We start from the raw sequence: 15,417 nt of genomic DNA, 5'->3' as shown, positions 1-15,417 counted from the left end.
AGCCTCGCGGCTGGCTCAACTCTGCGAAGAGAGACAGCCCGCGAGGCTCTTTGCCAATCCGCGCATCAATTCGAAATAGAGATCGGGTCCGGGCGTCAGAAGCTGCGCTTCGGTGTCGAGCGTGCCTGAGCGCGCTTCAGTCCCTTCCGTCACAGCCTCGACGAGCTTCGGCTGAAAGCTTGGCTCGCTAAAAACGCAAACGGCGCCGAGCGACGCAATCTTCCGGCGCACGTCCGTTAGGCGGCGCGCGCTTGGCGGCACATCCGGGCTGACCGTGATCGACCCAGCGGCGTGAACGTCGAAGCCTTTCTCAAAGTATTGCGTCGAGTCATGAAACACGACGAACGGCCGGTCAGATGCCGACGCAAGAACCGCCGCCAATTCGCCCTTCAGGCCGTCGATACGCTTTTCGAGTGCCGCTGCATTAGCTTCGATCCGTGACGCATGTTCGGGAAACCGCTTGGCCAACGTCGCGCTCACATCTGCAACAATCGCTTTCGCGTTTTCCAGATCGAGCCAGATGTGCCCGTCCTTCGCGGCATCGTCGAGGTCATGCGCGTGCGTGTGTGCGTGTCCTTCATGCTGGTGCTCATCATGCGCCTCATGGCCCTCATGCGAATGAGCATGCGTTTCGAAAGTCCCCCCAGCGCGGCGATCGAGAAGCCGCACACCGGGAGCATCCGCGAGAGTCAGCACAGTTACGTTCGGTGACAGCGTCGAAACGATCTTTCGCGTGAAAGGCTCTATCGCCTCGGACACGCGGATGAACACATCGGCACCGTTAATCGCACGCGCCGTTGAAGGGCGCAGTGAAAACGTATGCGGCGACGCCGAACCATCAACGAGCAGCCGCGGCTCGCCGACACCCTCCATCACCTGCGCAACGAGCGCGTGGATTGGCTTGATCGTCACGACCACGTTCGGCGTGTTGGCGCGGGCAGCCCCCGCAAACGCCAGCAAAAACATCGCCGACCACACGAATGCCGAAGCACTTCGGCCGAAAACGCCAAGAATCACGGCCGTCGGCCATCTCAAAAACATCGAAAAATCACCGCCTCGCGAGCTATCCGTATATTATAACAATCTCCGTACTCCCGCCGCAATACGCCGTCATGCCTCTCCCTGGCATATGGCACGCTGCGCTCCGTGTCGCATTGTCGCCACGTTGCCCGTGCGTGCGTACAACAGCAACGAAAACGCACCGCTCACTTTCGGACATGCAAGAGGCCACACGTGCTGGGTACGAAATCGACGCTCTTCTCTTTGTTTACGGCTTTGGCTGCATTGGCTATCGCAACACCGGTAGTCGCCCATCCCCACGTCTGGGTCACGTATGAAATGACGGTCGACTACGACAAAGACGTCGTCACCGGCGTCGACCACATCTGGTCGTTCGACGACGCCTATTCCGTCATGGCGCTCGAAGGACTCGATACCAATAACGACGGCAACTACGACGAGAAAGAACTGGCCGAACTGCTGAAGGTCAACATGGAGGGCCTGAAGGAGTTCAACTACTTCACCGTTGCCAAGCTCGGCGCCGACAAGCTCACGTTTAAGCCGCCGACGAATGAGCGCCTGGAATATAAGAACAAAGTGTTGAGCCTCCATTTCCGGCTCACGCTTGAGAAGCCTGTGCCAGCCAAAGCGGAAGGCCTGACGTTCGCGGTGTTCGATCCGTCGTTCTTCATCGCCTTCGAGCCCGAGAAAACAGACAGCGTGAAACTTGCTTCCGCTCCAGCAGGCTGCAGCGCAACGATGATCGATCCCGATGCCGAAAAGCAGGACGAGCAGGCCAAGAAGCTCGGAGACGCGATCGTGCAGCAATTCGGCGGCGACGCGCTCGGCTTCGGCTCCTACAAAACCGTTGCCGTAAGCTGCAAAGGCTCGTAGCGCGATCGCGACGTCCGGGATCACGGCGCGCCCGTAGTCCCAATCCGAGACGGCGATTAACTAGTGCTTAAAGTTTTCGAACCCCATCGCGCGGCGAGAGTTTAAGACTTGTAACGACCACTGCGTTCTCGGGGAAAATGGATGCTTCGCCTCTTCACCGCCGCAACTTTCGCCCTGCTGTTGGCAACGCCCTTGCGCGCGCCTTTCGCGGGCTTAGACGGCAGCGCCTCGCCCCCGGCAATTGAAAGCGGCTTCCAGCTCATCGTCGTCGAAGCCGACGGTTGCATCTACTGCAAACTATTCCGGCGTGACGTTCTCCCCGCCTTCCAGGCCTCCAATGACGGCAAAGACATGCCCGTCCGCTTTATCGACGTGAACGTTCTCGACAATACCGAGATGGAATTTACGTCTCCGGTCGACATCGTCCCGACCTTCATCGTCGTAAAATCGAACCGCGAAATCGATCGCATCGCCGGCTACGTCGGACCGGAAAACTTCTTCCATTCAATTCATTACTTGCGGTCGTCCGCGCCCTGATCGTAAATTTTTTACCAGCCGCCGCGAACAAGACGACAATCCTTCCAATCCGCGTCATCCTTCGATGCAACACTCGCGAATCGAAGGCCATGCGCGCTGGACGACGCGGTGGTGGCGCGAGCTAGCAGCAGGAGACAATTCTTATGGATGCAAAGTACGCCGAGGACATTAAGCGCTATCAGCCGAACGTTGACGAGAAGGCCGTAGCAGCCATCGTCAAACATCTCGGCATCGCACTTAAAAGCGCGGACGCCTCTCTCGTTTCGTGTTCGAGCAAGGACGAACTCGCAACCGTTCGCGATAGCTGGCTCAAGAAAAAGCTCGCGCTGACGGACGACGACGCAAAGCTCGACAGCGCGATCCACGACGTCTGCACGGTCATGAAAGCTGACAACCGTAAGCAGCGCGTGACGTTCTACTATCTTCTCGCCGAAAAGGCTGGAAAGCTCGCAGCCCTCGCAGGCTGATCCGCTTTAGGCGCCCGCAGAAAATTACGCGGGCGCCGACGAGGCGGCGCAATTCACGCCGCCACAGCACAGTCGAGAGCGAGCACTCAGGCTGCTTCCGCTTCTTTCGCCGGTTGAGCCGTCTCAGCGATGTAGCTCATAGCCGCCGCGACGCCGCCCTTCTTATGGGGCACGCCCGCCAACTCCAGACCCATCTCCACGCCGGTCAACGCGCCGAGCACAGTCAGCTCGTTCGTGTCGCCGAGGTGACCGATGCGGAACGCCTTCCCGGCCAGCTTGTTGAGCCCCGTGCCGAGCGACATGTTGAAATTGTCGAGCACGATCTTGCGGAACGCGTCAGCGTTATGTCCGTCCGGCATGAGCACGGTCGTCACCGCAGGCGAATAATACTTCGCGTCACGGCATACGAGCTCAAGACCCCACACGCGAACAGCGAGGCGCGTTGCTTCCGAAAGCCGCGCATGGCGCTGGAATACGTTCTCAAGGCCTTCGCTGTTGAGCATGTCGATCGCTTCTGCCAGCCCGTAGAGCAGGCCAGTCGCAGGCGTATATGGGAAGAACCCGTTCGAGTTGTTCGCCAGCATATCGTCCCACGAGAAGTACGACCGCTTGAGCCCAGCCGTCTTCGATGCGTCGAGCGCCTTCGCGCTGATCGCCGTGAAGGAGAGACCCGGCGGCAGCATCATGCCCTTCTGCGATCCGGAGACCGTAACGTCGATGCCCCACTCGTCGTGACGCAGATCGGCGCAAGCAAGACCCGAAATCGAATCCACCATCAGCAGCGCCGGATGCTTCACGGCATCCATCGCGCGACGAACTTCATCAATCCGCGTCAGGCAACCCGTGGACGTCTCGTTGTGAACGACGCAAACGGCCTTGATCTTGTGCGCGGTGTCTGCCCGCAGCTTGTGCTCGATGAGGCTGGCATCAGCGCCGATCCGCCAGTCCGTCGGAATAACCTCGGGATCAAGACCGAGCCTTGTCGCCATTCCGGCCCAGAGCACGGCAAACTGGCCCGTCTCGCACATCAGAACCTTATCGCCCGGCGACAGCGTATTCGTCAGCGCGGCTTCCCAGGCGCCCGTGCCGGACGACGGATAAATGATGACGTGGCTCTGCGTCTTGAAAACCGACTTGATGCCGCTCAACACGCGCTTGCCAAGCTGCTGGAATTCAAGCCCACGGTGGTCAAGGATCTGCCGCGACATTGCCGAAAGAATTCCCTCCGGAACCGGCGTCGGGCCGGGAATCTGAAGGAAATGCCGGCCAGGGCGGCGGGGCGCGTTCGTCATCATGTTCCTCGGGGCTGGGTGAATTTAGTGCCGCTGTCGTAATACGCTGCCGCTCCGGATACAATTAGCAGATCGATGCATTTTCCCCGTTCTTTCGCGCATTTTGTCTCGCTGGCAGCAAAACGCGAACCCCTGGCCCCTCCCTGCCCCCGCCAGCTTGCAAGTTTTGAATGGCTGGCCCATCAAACGGCTAACCGGTTGATTTTTTGAACAAGTGGGGTTCGTGACCATGGCGGAGAGAAACATCGCTCATCTGACGGCCACGGAGGCGCGCGCCGAACTGGAAGCCGGGACGCTGACGTCGCTGGAGCTTGTGGACGCATGTCTCGCCCGCATCGCGGAGCGCGATTCGGATGTCGGCGCCTGGGCGCATCTCAATGCCGAAGCCGCCCGTAAGTCCGCTCAGGAAGCCGACGCCCGCCGCGCTGCTGGCAAAAGCGTTTCGCCGCTCACGGGCATCCCGGTTGGCATTAAAGACATTATCCACACGACCGATTTTCCAACCGAGTACGGCTCATCCGTTTTCGCGGGGAACCAAACCTCGGAAGACGCTTTCATCGTCGCTCAGTTGAAAGCCGCAGGCGCCGTTCTGCTCGGAAAAACGGTAACGACGGAGCTCGCGTTCTTCGGACCCGGAAAAACGCGCAATCCGCGCGACCTCGAACGGACGCCCGGAGGATCATCCTCGGGCTCTGCTGCTGCCGTGGCAGACGATCAGGTTTTCTTAGCGCTCGGATCGCAAACCGCCGGTTCAACCATTCGTCCGGCGTCCTACTGCGGCACCGTCGGCTTCAAGCCGACATTCGGCTACACCTCCCGCACCGGTGTCCTGCCCCAGTCCGAACCGCTTGATACGCTCGGCGGTTATGCCCGCTCCGTCGACGACATCGCGCTTCTGTTCGATGCGATCAGCGCCCATGACCCGGCGGATACCGGCATGGCGCCAGGCAATCGTCCTTCGCTCGTAGATGCTCTGGCAGAACCGGGCCCCAAAGTGCCGCGCTTCGCCTACGTCCGCTCGCCCGGATGGCCGCAAGCCGAGGCCGCAATGAAAGCCGCGTTCGATGATTTCGCTGGCAGCTTTGGCGCACGCGCCGAAGTTGTCGAAACGCCTCTGCCAGCAGAGTTCGATGAGATCCTCCGCCTTCAGCAAATCGTGCAGTTCTCCGACATCGCCCGAAACTACGGCCCGATTGCCGACGCAAATCCGGATGCGATTTCCGCCAAGCTGAAAGAGATCATCGCCGAAGGCCGCACGTTCTCCTCGTCCAACTATGCCGCCGCGCGCGAGGAACAGGAAAGCCTGTACGAAGCGCTCTGCGCCGTACTCGGAAATTACGATGCGATCCTGACGCCCGCCGCAACCGGAGTCGCGCCAATCGGTCTGGCCTCAACTGGAAGCCCCGTCTTCAACGGCCTTTGGACCTACCTTGGCATGCCCTGCATTTCGCTTCCGCTGATCGAAATCGATGGCCTGCCCGTCGGCGTACAATTGACCTCCGCACGCGGCAGCGATGCAGCGCTCCTCCGCGTCGCCAAGTGGATGACTACCGACAAAGGTGCCCGAGGCTAGCCTGCGCTGGCGGCCGGCTCGACGGAGGAGAGTCGCCAGCGCCAACAACGAAGACTCGTCGAAGACGCCTTCAGTTCTCACGCCGCCTTCGAGCGTCCGATCGCCGGACCCGCCGCAACCACGTCGGCATCGACGTAACGCGCATACTTCGCGAAGTTCTCGTGGAACATAAGCGCAAGCTTCGCCGCCATCGCATCGTAGTCAGCGGGGTTCGCCCACGTATCGCGCGGCACGAGAACCTTCGGATCGACACCCTCGAGCGCAACCGGAACTTCGAATCCAAACACCGGATCGATCCGCATTTGCGCAGATTTCAACGTGCCTGAAAGAGCGGCGTCGAGAAGCGCCCGCGTCACGGCAATCGGCATACGTTTGCCATCGCCATACTTGCCACCCGTCCACCCGGTGTTGACCAGCCAGCAATCGACATTGTGATCGGCAATCAGCTTACGAAGGAGGTTGCCGTAAACACTCGGATGACGCGGCATGAACGGCGCACCGAAGCACGTCGAAAATGTCGGCTTCGGCTCCGATCCCATTCCCTTCTCCGTCCCGGCGACTTTAGCCGTGAAACCCGAGAGAAAGTGATACATCGCCTGGCTCGGCGTCAGCTTCGCAATTGGCGGCAATACGCCGAAGGCATCCGCCGTCAGCATGACGATGTTCTTCGGATGGTCTGCAACGCCCGTAGGGCTCGTATTGCTGATCGCTTCGAGCGGATAAGCCGAGCGCGCATTTTCGGCCAGCCTGTTGTCATCGAAATCGGGAACGCGCGTTTCGGGATCAATCACGACGTTTTCGAGTACCGTGGCGAAACGGTTCGAAGCATCCCAGATCGCAGGCTCCGCAGACTTCGAAAGCCGGATCGTCTTCGCGTAGCAGCCGCCTTCGAAATTGAAGATGCCGGTATCGGCCCACCCATGCTCGTCGTCACCCAGAAGCTCGCGCGAAGGATCAGCCGACAACGTCGTCTTGCCCGTTCCCGAAAGCCCGAAGAAGACCGCCGAAGTTCCATCCTTGCCGACGTTCGCCGAGCAATGCATCGGCATAACGTTCTTCTGCGGCAGCAGATAGTTCAGGAATGAAAAGACGCTCTTCTTGATTTCGCCCGCGTAGCTCGTGCCGCCGATCAGCACGAGACGCTTCGTGAAATTGCACGCAATCACCGTTTCCGTTCGCGTACCGTGATAGTGCGGCGCGGCGCGGAAGCCGGGCAGATCGACAACCGTGAACTCAGAAACAAAATGCGCCAGCTCTTCGTTTCCAGGACGACGCAGCAAATGTCGAATGAACAGCGCGTGCCACGCATATTCCGTAACGATGCGCGTATTGAGCCGATGTTCGGGATTTGCGCCCGCGAACAAATCTTCGACGAACAGTTCCTTGTGACGCGCGAAGTCGATGAAATCCGAAAGCAGCCGGTCGAACTGCTCCTCGCTCATCTCCTTGGCGTTATCCCACCAGATCGCATCGGCCGTCGTGGAATCTCGGACGATGTATTTGTCTTCCGCAGATCGCCCGGTGTGCTGCCCCGTCTCGACGACGACGGCACCACTCGCGGCAAGCCGGCCTTCGCGTCGGCGAATGACATGCTCGACGAGGTCGGCTTCGCGAAGGTTGCGGTGAATTTTGTCGGTTTTTGAAATCGGAAAAAGCTGAATGGTCATTGCAACATGCCCTTACGGTCCGCACCGGATGAGCCGGCGAACCGTCTGAATGCCCAACATACAACCGATTATGCTGCATGCGCGCAGTCTTGGCTCATTAGAAAAGGATCAAGGCAAGCTCAAGCCGTCCCTTCGTCCTAGACATGTCGATCGCAGGGATTTTCGTAATCGCATGTTCCTGCACAAAATTTCGCCGCTTACGCCATCTGTGCGAAACAAGTGGAAATGTTCAGGCCTCGCACGTTTCTTCGCTCGTTGCAGCGCGCAAACCCTGCGCTTCGCCTTGCTCATGCAGCCTGGGTCGCATATTCAGGTACCATTCAGTCTCAGGCGTCCTAATGGACTTGGATGCCACAATTGGTCCACCATGCCACCATATGCGGCAGCGGCGGCCAGACTGCCTGCGGCACACGCGGGGGCGTGAGAGGAAAATATGAAAGAAAAGAGTACGATCGCACTCGTCGATGACGAACGGAACATTCTCACCTCGCTGCGCATGGCGCTGGAGGCGGAGGGTTACAAAGTTCGCACCTACGGCGACGGTGTGTCCGCCCTCGAAGCCCTGACTGAAGAGCCGGCCGATCTCGGAATTTTCGATATCAAGATGCCGCGCATGGATGGCATGGAGCTTCTTCGCCGCGTTCGCCAGCAATCGGCGATGCCCGTTATCTTCCTCACCTCCAAGGACGAGGAAATCGACGAGCTGTTCGGCCTCAAGATGGGCGCCGACGATTACATCGCCAAGCCGTTCTCGCAGCGCCTGATCGTCGAACGCGTGAAAGCGGTTCTTCGCCGCGCCGCTCCGAAAGACGGCACCACGGTCGAAGATGAAGCGAAGCGCGTGCTTGAGCGCGGCAAGCTGAAGCTCGACCCCGAGCGTCATACGTGCCATTGGGACAACAAGGCGGTTACGCTAACGGTTACGGAATTTCTTATCCTACAGGCGCTGGCCACGCGGCCAGGTGTCGTCAAGACGCGCGACGCTCTGATGGATGCCGCTTATGACGATCAGGTATATGTTGACGACCGCACAATCGACAGCCACATCAAGCGGCTGCGGAAAAAGTTCAAGCAGGTCGACGACGATTTCGACGTGATCGAAACGCTCTACGGCGTGGGCTACCGTTTCAAGGAATGAACGGTCCGCCGTCAATGGGGAATGGATGGCGCTCGACACCAATGAAATAGCGGCAGCCGCCGCTCTTCCATCTTCGGCTATCGACGTCGACGATCCACCCCGCACGGCCCCTCGGCGCAAATTCGATATCGGCGACGCGGCCGCGTCGCTCGTCGCGGGTGCAGGCCGGTGGATTTCGCGTGGCTGGATCGCCCGCGCGCTTCGCAAGAACCTGCGCCGCCGCATCTTGCTCGCGAACCTCGTCGGCCTCGCGGTGCTTCTCTTCGCGATGCTCTACTTCAGCCTGCATCACGGCTGGCTGCTCGACGCCAAGGTCGACGTCGTAAAGACGGTGTCACGCATCACGTCCGAAGCCATCGCCTACCGCGCCGTGAATGAGCGCGCCATCTTCGACCCCAACCGCCTGCCGGAAAAAACCGCGCCGTGGGCGCAACGCGACGATGCCTTTGCCGCGCTCGAGTTACCGATAGACCCGCATCAGGCCGCCGTCGTGCTTCGCAAGCTCGTCGGGCCTGCAAACCTCAAAGCCCGCGTCTATTCGGCGAAGGGCACGCTCATTATCAACAGCGAGACTCTCTTTTCCGACGATACGCAGTCGAGCGCTGGCGCCGACAATAGTCCCGCTCCGCGCCTTCGTAATTTCTGGACGCGCGTGAACTACTGGCTCATCAACAAAGAGCTGAAAGTCTATCGCGAACTCGGCACTGCAAACGGCTTCCTCTATCCCGAAGTGAAGATCGCGGCCCAACAGGGCGTCGAAACGCCGATCCTTTTGCTCAATAAACGCGGGCAGCAAATCGTCTCGATGGCGGAGCCGATCAAGCGCGGCAACAAGGTCCTCGGCGTCCTTCTCGTTTCAACACAGCCGGGCGACATCGATGACATCCTGTGGGACGAACGCTGGCTGATCCTGCAAATCGCTGCGATGGCGCTGCTCGTCGCAATCGGTAGCTCTCTCGTCCTGGAGCGCACCGTCGCCGGGCCGATGCGTCGCCTGTCGGAAGCCGCCAATCACGTCACTGAAAATATCTCAGCGCGTCAGGAGCTTCCTGATCTAACGGAGCGCCGTGACGAAGTCGGTCAAACCAGCCGCGCTTTCGTGGCGATGACCAACGCACTCTATAAACGCATCGAAGGCAGCGAAAAGTTCGCCGCCGACGTTGCACACGAACTCAAAAACCCGCTCGCCGCTGCCCGTTCGACGGCCGAAGCTCTCGCCTACGCGAAATCGGATTCCGACCGCACCGAACTCGTGAATGAAATCCAGGCTGAGCTGAAGCGCCTCAACCGGCTCATAAACGACATTTCCAGCACCTCGCGGCTGGACGCGGAACTTGCGCGCCAGCAGATGCAGCCCGTCGATATCCGCAGCGTGCTCGAATCGGTGAACGCACTCTTCGTCGACATGCTGGCCGACGACACGCGCGACATCTCACTTGAGGTGGAACCGGCCGCCGCCGTCGCCTACCGCGTGCGCGGCAACGACAGCAGGCTTGGCCAGGTGTTCACAAACCTGATCGACAACGCGTTGTCCTTCTCGCCCGAGAACGGCAAAGTGACAGTGCGCGCCCGCCCCGTCGGCCAAAAAGTCGAAATCACAATCGACGATGAAGGCCCCGGCATTCCAGAAGACCGGCTCGGCCAGATCTTTGACCGCTTCTACAGCGATCGTCCGCAGACCGACACCAAACGCGGCAAGAATTCCGGCCTCGGCCTTTCGATCTCGCGCGAGATCGTGGCCAGCCATCACGGAGAAATTTTCGCCGAAAACCTGCCGCGGAATACCGGCAGCGGCATCGCCGGAGCGCGCTTCACGGTGCGGCTCCCATTAACGATAGAGGGGGCCGGGCTTGCCTGGCGAACCTGAGAGCGAGCGCATCCACGCCACCGCAATTGCCGTGGGCGGACGCGGCGCGTTGATCCGCGGCCCCTCGGGTTCGGGCAAATCCGACCTCGCGCTCCGCTGCCTCTCGCTCGCGCCGTCCACCCTGCTTTCAAGCGCGGTGGAGCTCATTTCAGACGATCAGGTGATCCTCACACGGGACGAAACAGCGGGCCGCATACGCTTGCTCGCATCGGCGCCAGAGACAATCCGCGGCCGCCTGGAAGTCCGTGGCATCGGTATTATCGACGTAAAGGCCGCGCCATCCGCCGAGATCGTCCTGGTGATTGACCTCAGCACGGATGAACCTTTCGAAAGGTTTCCAGACCCTTGGAAAAAAGTTCTCTGTGCGAAGTTCGAAATTCCAGTGCTAAGGCTCGCGCCGTTCACCACGTCCGCGCCCCAGAAGGTCGTCGCTGCCTTGCAGCTGGCCGGATTACCACCCACCTTATATACGCCGTGAACACCCACTAAATATAGCTTGCACCTACGGCAAACACTTGCCACCTTCCGCGCAATCGGCCCGGCCTTTAAGCCGCTGCCAAATGGAACTGCAATCGGCTGCCATCATGATCGGACTCGTCATCGTCACGCATGGTGGCCTTGCAAAAGAGTTTCGCAACGCGCTGGAACACGTCGTTGGCGCTCAGGAAGCTCTCGAGACTGTCGCAATCGGCCCCGATGACGACATGGAAGAGCGCCGCGCTGATATTCTGAACGCGGTCGGTCGCGTAACGGATGGTTCCGGCGTCATCATCCTCACAGATATGTTTGGCGGCACGCCATCCAATCTGGCAATCTCCGTCATGGATGAAACGAAGGCCGAAGTCATCGCCGGCATCAGCCTACCTATTCTGGTGAAACTCGCGAGCATCCGCAACGAAGTGCCATTACCGGCCGCGGTAATAATGGCCCGCGACGCGGGGCAGAAATACATTAAGGTCGCGAGCCAAGAATTGACCGGAAGCTAAATCTGGCTGAGAGAACGTAATGCCTGAGCTGTCAAACAGCCCCCGACCTGAAGCCGTCGTTACAATACGCAACATCAAAGGCCTTCATGCGCGTGCATCCGCGAAGTTCGTGAAGTGCGCCGAAAGCTATCAAGCGACCGTCACAGTCACGCATCACGGCCAATCCGTTGGTGGCACATCCATCATGGGCCTGATGATGCTCGCCGCTTCGCCGGGAGCAGAGTTGCATCTCGTCGCGCAAGGACCGCAAGGGCCGGAAGCGCTCGCAGCGCTCGTCCGTCTTGTCGAAGCGGGCTTCCATGAAGAATGCGTCGACGACGACTGACGCTACTTTCCTCACGTCATCCTCGGCCAAACGCGCAAAGCGAATGACACTCATCTCGTCATCCTCGGCCAAGTGAGCAAAGCGAATGACGGCCGGGGATCCAGCGCAAGACTCGGGCGAAGCCCGTCGTCCATTTGTCAGCCACACATACCCCCAAAAAACGAAGGGGCCGCTCGATTGAGCAGCCCCAGCGATAAAACAGTCTTTATACCGATAGACCTGAGCGCGATTACGCCAGCTTGAACGGCATGTCCTTGCCAGCAAAGAACGCGTCGATGTTGTCGAGCGCTTCAAAGCCCATCTGGTTGCGCGCCTCAATGGCCGCCGATCCAAGATGCGGGAACAGGAACGTGTTCGGCAGATCGTAGTAGCCTTCGTTGATGTTCGGCTCGCCCGCGAACACGTCAAACCCGGCATAGGCGAGACGGCCCGACTTCAGAGCTGCAATCACGTCGTCGTCTTTCACAAGGTCGCCACGCGCCGTATTCACGACGATCGCGCCCTGCGGCAGCTTCTCGATCGTCTCCTTATTGAAGAAGTAGCGCGTCTCCGGCGTCGAAGGCGCGTTGATCGAGAAGAACTGCGAAACCTTGAGCAGGCTGTCGAGCGAGTCGTGATACGTGGCGTTGTACTTCGCTTCGACTTCAGGCTTCGCGCGATAGATGTCGTAGTAGTGAACGTTCATGTCGAAGCCGCGCGCACGCTGCGCAAGCGCCTGACCGATCTTTCCGAAGCCGTAGATGCCGAGCGTCTTGTTATCGAGACGCTGGCCAACAAGTTGCAACGGCTGCCAACCCGGCCACGAGCGCGTGCGGATCATCTTCTCGCCTTCGCCAGCGCGACGCGCCGAACCGAGCAACAGCAGCATTGCGATTTCAGCAGTCGCGACGGTCACGCCATGCGGCGCGTTGCCGACTTTGATACCCCGTGCCTTGCAGGCGTCGAGATCGATATGATCGAAGCCGATCGAATACGTCGAGATGCACTTGATGTTCTCGGGAATGCGATCGATGACCTCTTTGCGGCACTTCTCATTGAGCGTGATCAGAAGCGCATCGACGGACTTCGCCGTCTCGATCATCTCATCGATCGTAATCTTCGGATCGTCGCCGTGGGCGATGACGTCATAGGACTCGCGCGCGCGGGCCATTGCAGCCTCCGGCAACGGCCAGGTGATCAAAATCTTCTTCTTCGACATGGAAATCAGGCTCTCCCGGGCATTCTTTTGTTCGTAGACCAACGCTTGTGCCCGACCGGGCCTTGGCTGACAAGCCCGTCACAACGGCGCATCGCACCGCAACCGGACGCTCAGAAACCATTTTTTCACGCGCGGCCTATATCTTTAACGGTACGCGGGGGCGGCGTATTTCGCCTCGAATACAAGGTGGCGCCATGCGCATCATCGTCATCATGCTGGCGCTGCTCGCCTGCTTCAAAGTCTGGAGCCAAGACCGGACCTATCGCTCAGTCATGGGCGAAGCTTTGGCCAATGCCTATAGCGAGCGAGCGCTCGAAGCCTGCCGGAAGGCATCGGCACCGCGTACGCAAAACGCGCGGATCACAGCCGCTGCGTGGGGCCGCGAAACCGGCATCGAGACGACGCTTGGCAACGCCGATGTGGACGTCGCCATCTGGGATACGCAAAATCCGCTCTGGTCGCGCCGCTTCCGCGATCCCTATCTCGTGCTGACGAGTGCAACGGCCGGCACCCGATGCGCCTACGACGTCACCGGAAACACGGCGACGCTCTCGAACTAGGGATAAATTGCGTAGCTGCAACCTCATGCCGCGCCGGCTGCCATTTCGTTAACAACGTCCCGTTCACCTTTGAGCCCGACAATGACCGGGTGATTCGGCTTCCGCCGGTGAATTCCGGCGAACCTCCACGATTGGCGACGGCGACGCCCCGCCTCACGAACTGCGAACGCATGAAGCAGAAGACACAACCCGTCGCTGAAATGCCCGCACCCCATGCGTCAGCACTTGGCCGCCTGCGCGCTGCCGTTCACAAGCGGATCAAGGCCGTCGTCGCATTGCCGGTCGCGGCAGCGCTGCTGACTGCCACGATCGTGTCGTTCCTCCCGAACCGATATGTCGCCAGCGCCATTCTCCAGATCGATCCGCGCCACAGCCTCGCTCTTTCCGAAGCCGAGACGGGCGCAAGGATCACGGGCGGCGACCCGATCGATTCCGAGATCGCGGTCCTAAGGTCCGAGCCTGTCATCGCAAGAGCCGCCGAAGCACTGCATCTCGAAAACGACCCGCAAATCAAACCGAGCCTTCCCGCGCGCGTTCTCACGATTCTGAAGCCCGGCAGCGACGACAAAACAATGGCGACAGCGGCCATCTATAGCGGGTTGACGGTTTCGCGCCTGCGCAACACGCTCCTCGTCAACATTCGATTTTCATCGCCCGATCCTAAGAAGTCCGCGCGGGTCGCCAATGCCGTCGCCGAAGCATACTTGGCCCATGAAGCAAACCGCCTGACAGAAATCGAGCTCCAGGAGCAGACCGAAGACGGAAGCACCAAAACTCCCGCTGCTGGAGAAACAGCATCCGAACGTATGTTCGCATCTTTAATGACCAAATACGGTGCGCCGCTCGCCGGTGCCCGTATGGTCGCGAAAGCCCAACCTCCGCTAGAGCCGTCCTCGTTGAACCGAGTGAAAACAACGGCACTCGCCTTCGGTGGCGGATTGCTTATCGCGATCCTGATCGCGCTGGCGCTCGAACTGCGCGCCTCACCCGCCGGACAACGACGACGCGCCAAGGGCGTATTCGCCTGCTCTCACGTAACGACGATTCCACAATTCGCCGAAAACGCGGCCACAGCTACACCATCTCGCGCCTGCCGTGTCGTGCTCAGCGAACCCCAAGGCAGCTACGCCGATGCCGTTCGAGAAACCTGCCGCGTGCTTGACGATCGGCGAAGCAGCAGTTCCGGCCGCCTCCTTCTTTGCGTTTCCGCGGTCCACGGCGAGGGCGCCGAACTGTTTGCCTCCAACATCGCGCACGAACTCGCGATGGCGAACCGTTCGCCGCTGCTGGTTGATACCGATCTTCGCGGACGAGGGCTGACGCGACAGCTTGCAGGCCGGATCGAGCGGGGCATGTTCGAGCAGATTGCTGCGGGCCAAAACGTCGAGAACGCCATCCTGCGCGACGCAACGACAGGGCTACATTTTCTTCCGGCCGCCGGTCAGGGCCCATCTGGCTTACGCCCGGAAGACGTCTTGAAATCGCGTCACATGAGCGAGGCTTTGAAGGGACTGCGCGGCGGCTTTGAAACCGTGATCCTATCCGCAACGCCACTCATGGAAGCGGCCGACGCGCGCGCTCTCGCCGACATTGCCGACGACATCATTTTCGTGACCGCCTGGGACAGAACTCCCGAGCACGTCGCACAGCAGGCACTGCAATTGTTCGAACAAAACCGGCGCAAGGTCGTCGCGGCAGTTCTGACGGACGTCGCTGCTGGACACGCGACGAGAGTGATGAGCTTCGCCGACATCTTCGGTGAGATCCGCGGCGCAGCCGCCTTCCCGACGTTCCGATCACGCGCAGCCTGAAGCAGCCAATTCGCTTCTGCTTGGCGCCGAACTTCCTACAACGACGTAGAACCGCTGCTCCCGCTCCCAATGGTCTAAGCCGCGCCGCATCGCTGCCTGCTCC

Annotated in this window: 15 protein-coding genes; 11 read left to right on the top strand and 4 right to left on the bottom strand. The window is 60.0% G+C overall.

Annotated features, from left to right (window positions below; genetic code table 11):
* Positions 1-15: 15 nt before the first annotated feature.
* Positions 16-1,041, bottom strand: coding sequence for a zinc ABC transporter substrate-binding protein (locus tag DLM45_RS10245; RefSeq protein ID WP_181337019.1), 1,026 nt, complete (start codon positions 1,039-1,041; stop codon positions 16-18).
* Positions 1,042-1,233: 192 nt separating this feature from the next.
* Between DLM45_RS10245 and DLM45_RS10240 the strand changes: the two genes are divergently transcribed.
* The 3 genes from DLM45_RS10240 (at position 1,234) to DLM45_RS10230 (ending at position 2,897) form a co-directional block, all read left to right on the top strand.
* Complete coding sequence (locus DLM45_RS10240) at positions 1,234-1,893, top strand: DUF1007 family protein (protein ID WP_181337018.1); 660 nt, start codon at positions 1,234-1,236, stop codon at positions 1,891-1,893.
* A 141-nt stretch (positions 1,894-2,034) separates the two neighbouring features.
* Positions 2,035-2,430, top strand: a complete 396-nt coding sequence (locus DLM45_RS10235) for a thioredoxin fold domain-containing protein (protein WP_181337017.1) — start codon at positions 2,035-2,037, stop codon at positions 2,428-2,430.
* A gap of 143 nt (positions 2,431-2,573) precedes the next feature.
* Positions 2,574-2,897, top strand: a complete 324-nt coding sequence (locus tag DLM45_RS10230; RefSeq protein WP_181337016.1) for a DUF2853 family protein — start codon at positions 2,574-2,576, stop codon at positions 2,895-2,897.
* 86 nt (positions 2,898-2,983) lie between these two features.
* Here the strand turns inward: DLM45_RS10230 and DLM45_RS10225 are convergent, their stop codons facing one another.
* The gene (locus tag DLM45_RS10225; protein WP_181337015.1) at positions 2,984-4,189 is read right to left on the bottom strand and encodes a pyridoxal-phosphate-dependent aminotransferase family protein; all 1,206 of its coding nucleotides are present in this window, start codon (positions 4,187-4,189) and stop codon (positions 2,984-2,986) included.
* Positions 4,190-4,418: 229 nt separating this feature from the next.
* Here DLM45_RS10225 and DLM45_RS10220 point away from each other — a divergent pair, with 229 nt between their 5' ends.
* The gene (locus DLM45_RS10220) at positions 4,419-5,762 is read left to right on the top strand and encodes an amidase (RefSeq protein ID WP_181337014.1); all 1,344 of its coding nucleotides are present in this window, start codon (positions 4,419-4,421) and stop codon (positions 5,760-5,762) included.
* A 77-nt stretch (positions 5,763-5,839) separates the two neighbouring features.
* Here the strand turns inward: DLM45_RS10220 and DLM45_RS10215 are convergent, their stop codons facing one another.
* Positions 5,840-7,429, bottom strand: coding sequence for a phosphoenolpyruvate carboxykinase (locus DLM45_RS10215; protein WP_181337013.1), 1,590 nt, complete (start codon positions 7,427-7,429; stop codon positions 5,840-5,842).
* Between the two features lie 433 nt (positions 7,430-7,862).
* Between DLM45_RS10215 and DLM45_RS10210 the strand changes: the two genes are divergently transcribed.
* The 5 genes from DLM45_RS10210 to DLM45_RS10190 all read left to right on the top strand — a co-directional run bounded on the left by DLM45_RS10210 (position 7,863) and on the right by DLM45_RS10190 (position 11,745).
* On the top strand, positions 7,863-8,567 hold the full coding sequence (locus DLM45_RS10210; protein ID WP_181337012.1) for a response regulator transcription factor: 705 nt from the start codon (positions 7,863-7,865) through the stop codon (positions 8,565-8,567).
* 25 nt (positions 8,568-8,592) lie between these two features.
* Complete coding sequence (locus DLM45_RS10205) at positions 8,593-10,434, top strand: stimulus-sensing domain-containing protein (RefSeq protein ID WP_181337011.1); 1,842 nt, start codon at positions 8,593-8,595, stop codon at positions 10,432-10,434.
* Positions 10,418-10,912 carry an HPr kinase/phosphorylase gene (locus DLM45_RS10200; RefSeq protein ID WP_181337010.1) on the top strand — a complete coding sequence of 165 codons (495 nt, stop codon included), beginning with the start codon at positions 10,418-10,420 and terminating at the stop codon, positions 10,910-10,912. Before DLM45_RS10205 ends, DLM45_RS10200 begins: the two co-directional genes overlap by 17 nt.
* 106 nt (positions 10,913-11,018) lie before the next feature.
* Positions 11,019-11,420 carry a PTS sugar transporter subunit IIA gene (locus DLM45_RS10195; RefSeq protein ID WP_181337009.1) on the top strand — a complete coding sequence of 134 codons (402 nt, stop codon included), beginning with the start codon at positions 11,019-11,021 and terminating at the stop codon, positions 11,418-11,420.
* Between the two features lie 19 nt (positions 11,421-11,439).
* Entirely contained in the window at positions 11,440-11,745 is a 306-nt protein-coding gene (locus DLM45_RS10190; protein WP_181337008.1) for an HPr family phosphocarrier protein, read from the top strand.
* A gap of 229 nt (positions 11,746-11,974) precedes the next feature.
* On the opposite strand, the gene DLM45_RS10185 is transcribed toward DLM45_RS10190, so the two are convergent.
* A complete protein-coding gene (locus DLM45_RS10185) occupies positions 11,975-12,943 on the bottom strand; it encodes a 2-hydroxyacid dehydrogenase (RefSeq protein ID WP_181337007.1) in 969 nt (322 codons plus the stop codon).
* Between the two features lie 194 nt (positions 12,944-13,137).
* Here DLM45_RS10185 and DLM45_RS10180 point away from each other — a divergent pair, with 194 nt between their 5' ends.
* Together DLM45_RS10180 and DLM45_RS10175 are read left to right on the top strand one after the other, a co-directional pair.
* A complete protein-coding gene (locus tag DLM45_RS10180; protein WP_181337006.1) occupies positions 13,138-13,503 on the top strand; it encodes a hypothetical protein in 366 nt (121 codons plus the stop codon).
* A gap of 170 nt (positions 13,504-13,673) precedes the next feature.
* A complete protein-coding gene (locus tag DLM45_RS10175; RefSeq protein WP_181337005.1) occupies positions 13,674-15,314 on the top strand; it encodes a CpsD/CapB family tyrosine-protein kinase in 1,641 nt (546 codons plus the stop codon).
* The last annotated feature ends 103 nt before the right edge of the window (positions 15,315-15,417 follow it).

This window comes from Hyphomicrobium methylovorum (genome assembly GCF_013626205.1).
GTDB lineage: Bacteria > Pseudomonadota > Alphaproteobacteria > Rhizobiales > Hyphomicrobiaceae > Hyphomicrobium_B > Hyphomicrobium_B methylovorum.
The sequence above is the reverse complement of the archived record's forward strand: the minus strand, read 5'-3'. Positions and strand labels throughout refer to the sequence as shown.

Excerpts from the sequence above, each read along its gene's own strand:
- DLM45_RS10245 (WP_181337019.1), bottom strand. The coding sequence starts at position 1,041 with ATGTTTTTGAGATGGCCGACGGCCGTGATTCTTGGCGTTTTCGGCCGA.
- DLM45_RS10235 (WP_181337017.1), top strand. The coding sequence starts at position 2,035 with ATGCTTCGCCTCTTCACCGCCGCAACTTTCGCCCTGCTGTTGGCAACG.
- DLM45_RS10230 (WP_181337016.1), top strand. The coding sequence starts at position 2,574 with ATGGATGCAAAGTACGCCGAGGACATTAAGCGCTATCAGCCGAACGTT.
- DLM45_RS10225 (WP_181337015.1), bottom strand. The coding sequence starts at position 4,189 with ATGACGAACGCGCCCCGCCGCCCTGGCCGGCATTTCCTTCAGATTCCC.
- DLM45_RS10220 (WP_181337014.1), top strand. The coding sequence starts at position 4,419 with ATGGCGGAGAGAAACATCGCTCATCTGACGGCCACGGAGGCGCGCGCC.
- DLM45_RS10215 (WP_181337013.1), bottom strand. The coding sequence starts at position 7,429 with ATGACCATTCAGCTTTTTCCGATTTCAAAAACCGACAAAATTCACCGC.
- DLM45_RS10210 (WP_181337012.1), top strand. The coding sequence starts at position 7,863 with ATGAAAGAAAAGAGTACGATCGCACTCGTCGATGACGAACGGAACATT.
- DLM45_RS10205 (WP_181337011.1), top strand. The coding sequence starts at position 8,593 with ATGGCGCTCGACACCAATGAAATAGCGGCAGCCGCCGCTCTTCCATCT.
- DLM45_RS10195 (WP_181337009.1), top strand. The coding sequence starts at position 11,019 with ATGATCGGACTCGTCATCGTCACGCATGGTGGCCTTGCAAAAGAGTTT.
- DLM45_RS10190 (WP_181337008.1), top strand. The coding sequence starts at position 11,440 with ATGCCTGAGCTGTCAAACAGCCCCCGACCTGAAGCCGTCGTTACAATA.
- DLM45_RS10185 (WP_181337007.1), bottom strand. The coding sequence starts at position 12,943 with ATGTCGAAGAAGAAGATTTTGATCACCTGGCCGTTGCCGGAGGCTGCA.
- DLM45_RS10180 (WP_181337006.1), top strand. The coding sequence starts at position 13,138 with ATGCGCATCATCGTCATCATGCTGGCGCTGCTCGCCTGCTTCAAAGTC.
- DLM45_RS10175 (WP_181337005.1), top strand. The coding sequence starts at position 13,674 with ATGAAGCAGAAGACACAACCCGTCGCTGAAATGCCCGCACCCCATGCG.